3 protein-coding genes and 1 pseudogene are annotated in these 3,239 nt (G+C 40.7%); 3 read left to right on the top strand and 1 reads right to left on the bottom strand.

Annotation, left to right across the window (positions count from 1 at the left end):
- From ACYVTD_RS10990 to ACYVTD_RS10980, 3 genes and pseudogenes are all read left to right on the top strand, one after another.
- A partial coding sequence (locus ACYVTD_RS10990) for a DUF4912 domain-containing protein (RefSeq protein WP_461247812.1) occupies positions 1–415 on the top strand: 415 nt, incomplete at its 5' end.
- Positions 416–1,425, top strand: a pseudogene (locus tag ACYVTD_RS10985) (DUF1957 domain-containing protein); the annotation flags it as partial. It abuts the gene before it with no gap.
- 183 nt (positions 1,426–1,608) lie between these two features.
- Complete coding sequence (locus ACYVTD_RS10980; RefSeq protein WP_461247813.1) at positions 1,609–1,911, top strand: DUF1957 domain-containing protein; 303 nt, start codon at positions 1,609–1,611, stop codon at positions 1,909–1,911.
- Positions 1,912–1,922: 11 nt separating this feature from the next.
- On the opposite strand, the gene ACYVTD_RS10975 is transcribed toward ACYVTD_RS10980, so the two are convergent.
- On the bottom strand, positions 1,923–3,176 hold the full coding sequence (locus tag ACYVTD_RS10975; protein ID WP_461247811.1) for a UPF0164 family protein: 1,254 nt from the start codon (positions 3,174–3,176) through the stop codon (positions 1,923–1,925).
- Between the last annotated feature and the right edge of the window lie 63 nt (positions 3,177–3,239).

The raw sequence follows: 3,239 nt of genomic DNA, 5'->3' as shown, positions 1-3,239 counted from the left end.
TCTTTGGGTTTTTGCTTTTTGGGAAATAAAAAAACATGACAGGGAATTATATGAAAACGAAGATGATTTTGACGGTTATTGTTTGCGTGTAATTCCTCTTGATAAAAACGGAAAAGAAAAAGCTCCAAATGATAATCATTTTACGGTATCTGTAGGCGCGCAAGACAGCGGCAGGTATTTAGGCATTGTGGAACATTCCTCACAAAACTCGGATTGTTATGTTATTCAGCTTTGCGTAAACAGGGGCGATATTATGTTGCAAATAGCGGTTTCGCAGCCGTTTACTTTGCCAAAACCTTATGATAATGATATTATCGCGGATATGGAAAAAAACCCTTTAATTCATCTTTCGGGAGCGCGAGATTTATCAATAATAAAAAACATGGATCATCAATCCACGGGTAAGAGGCAGTAAATGGAATTCCGTTATGCGATCTCGCTTGTTTTAGAAGCTCATCTGCCTTTTGTAAGAGAATACCAAAAAGAAAATGATTTATCCCAAGCCGGCGAAGAAAGCCGTTTTTTTGAATATGTCAGCGAAACACTGCTTCCGCTTCTTGAATTATTGCATCGCCTGGAAACAGAGCATATTCCATTCCGTATTGCTTTGGCAATTTCTCCTATTCTTATTCATTTATTAACAGACGATCATTTACAAAAAAAATATTTGTCCTATATTGACAAGCAAATTGAATTTGGAAGGCAGGAGATTGAAAGAACTGCAAATAACGATGAATTAAACAAGTTGGCTCAACATTATTGTAACACAATCGTCGATAGAAGAATCGCGTATACGGAACGCTATGAAAAAAATCTTTTAAAAGCGTTTGATTCTTACAGACGTAAGGGCAAACTTGAAATCTTGGCTTCCTGCGCTACTTTGCAGGCGTTCCACAGGGGTTTTGGCTACCGGAACTCGGTTGGTCTTCCGCATTGGAACCATATTTAAGAGACTATAACTTTTCTTACACCATTGTAGACAGCCACGGTCTTTTGTTTGGCAACCCAATGCCTGATAAAGGGACTTTTTATCCTGTAAAAACACATAATGGCACATTTATCCTTGCAAGGGATCTATATGCTGTGCGTGAAACAGAAAAAGCGGCGGCAGATGAAATATACCGCAACAATGACAGAGATGTAGGTTATGAACTGCCGCCTGAAACTGTAAAAGCGTTTTTAAGCGCAGAAGGCGAAAGGCACAGAACGGGGTACAAGTATTGGTCGCGTTCCGGCGGAAATTATAACCCCAAGATTGCTAATGACAAAATAGCAGAATACGCAAAAACATTTTTGCAAAACACAATTACCCGTCTGGAAGAAGCGTCAAAGCACATGACAGAAGCGCCGTTAAGCCTTTATGCGAATAACGCAGGCTTTTTTGGCAACCTTTGGCATGAGGGTTTTCAATTTATAGAAACGCTTTTCCGTCTTGCAAATGAATACAAGGATCTAAAATTTATCTGTCCAAGCGAATATATTTTTAAACAGGATTTTTCTAATATTCAAGTTGTTTCTCCCGAATTTTCATCAAGCGGCGTAAATGGTTACGCTGAAACATGGCTTGACGTTTCCAATGACTGGATTTATCGCCACCTTGCGCGTTCCATGGAACGAATGACAGAGTTAGCTGAACGCTTCCCTGACGATTCAGGATTAAAAGAAAGGGCGTTAAATCAGGCGGCGCGGGAAATACTGCTTGCCCAATCTTCGGACTGGTCTAGCCTTTTATTCAGACAGGACTCAACCGAATATGCCGCAAATCAAGCGGAAAACGCCCTTCGCAATTTTACAACAATATATGAAGCACTTGGCAGTAATTACATCAGCACAGAATGGCTTACCAACTTGGAACGAAGGCATAATATTTTCCCGAATATAAATTATAGAGTTTTTAGACGCAAGAAATAATTAACTGTTTTCTAGAAATCCAATTTATAAAGATCTTCTATCTTTTGTTTTAAATTTTCACGGTCATTCAACATAGCAAGACTTTCTCTTGCGGGATCGTATTTTGGATCAAGTTTTAGCGCCTCTTCCCAACACGTTCTAGCATCGTCCAGATTTCCCTTTGAATAAGCCTCAAGACCCAAAAGATACAATTCATCTACTTTTTTCGACAAAAGCCCTCTACCGCCGTCGCCTAAATCAAAACGCACCGCAAGACTTATCCTGTTAAGGGGCTGTAACTGTGTAAGTAAATCCAGGGTATAATTTATGTCGAAAGAAATTTTATCCATACTTACGGCGCTACCGACAGTAACGCGGCTGCTTCCCGGTTTTAACATTACGCCGGCGCGCATAGATAAAAAGTTTGTAACATTAACAGCCAAACCTAAAGCCCCGTAAGGCGATTCAGAAAGAGAAATATCCGCTAAATTTAACGGAAGCAAAAAATCAAAGCCTAATGTCAGCGGACGAATCGGTTTATATGAAATTGCCGCATTAACTACGGTTGGCAAAGGTTCATCAAGCGCGGACGGTCCTAAGTTGCGGATTACAAGAGCGGCGGACGCGTTCTTATCTTTTGAATTATAAGCCTTTAAAAAGTTAAACCTTGTAAGCAGACCAATATCCGCCATAACCATTGCCGTAGATTGAGATGCGCCGGAACCTTTGATTACATTGTCGTGATCATCGGTATAATCGGGCATAGAGCGAAAAGCGCCCTTCACGTTCATTCCAAGTGACAGCCCGGAAAAATAGTACCCTGAGAAAAAATTATAAGAGGCGTTTATAATTGCCGCGCCTTCCGAATAATAGCCCCCTGACACCCTATCGCCGTAATAATTGTACTCGGTAAAAGGCGAATAGAGCCATTTTCCTCCGGCGGCAAGACCAAGATTTCCCAAGCGCGTAGAATAGGCTATGCCCTCAATTTTTACATCGGCTATCCAGTTATTGTGAAAAAACGCCAATTCCGACTTTTCCAACATTGACGAGCCGGCAGGGTTAAATTCAAGGAAAGAAATATCGTCAGAAACTGCGGAAAACGCCCCCGCCATGCCCTCGGAGCGCCCACCCATTGGAATATTTAATATCGGGAAGGCGGTTAAGCCCGAATTATCATCAATCCCGTAAATATTATTTAAATAATCCGATACATTTCCATAGGAATCCTGACTATCATCAGCCCATAGGGATAAAAGAGGAGAAAAAAGCAAAAAAACGACCAAAAAAAACCGTTATTTTAAAGTTTATCATTCCAAAGTTCCACGCCGTTAAACAGCCTATTATTG

Source organism: Treponema sp. R6D11 (genome assembly GCF_054786075.1).
This window is presented reverse-complemented; position numbering and strand designations above follow the sequence as displayed.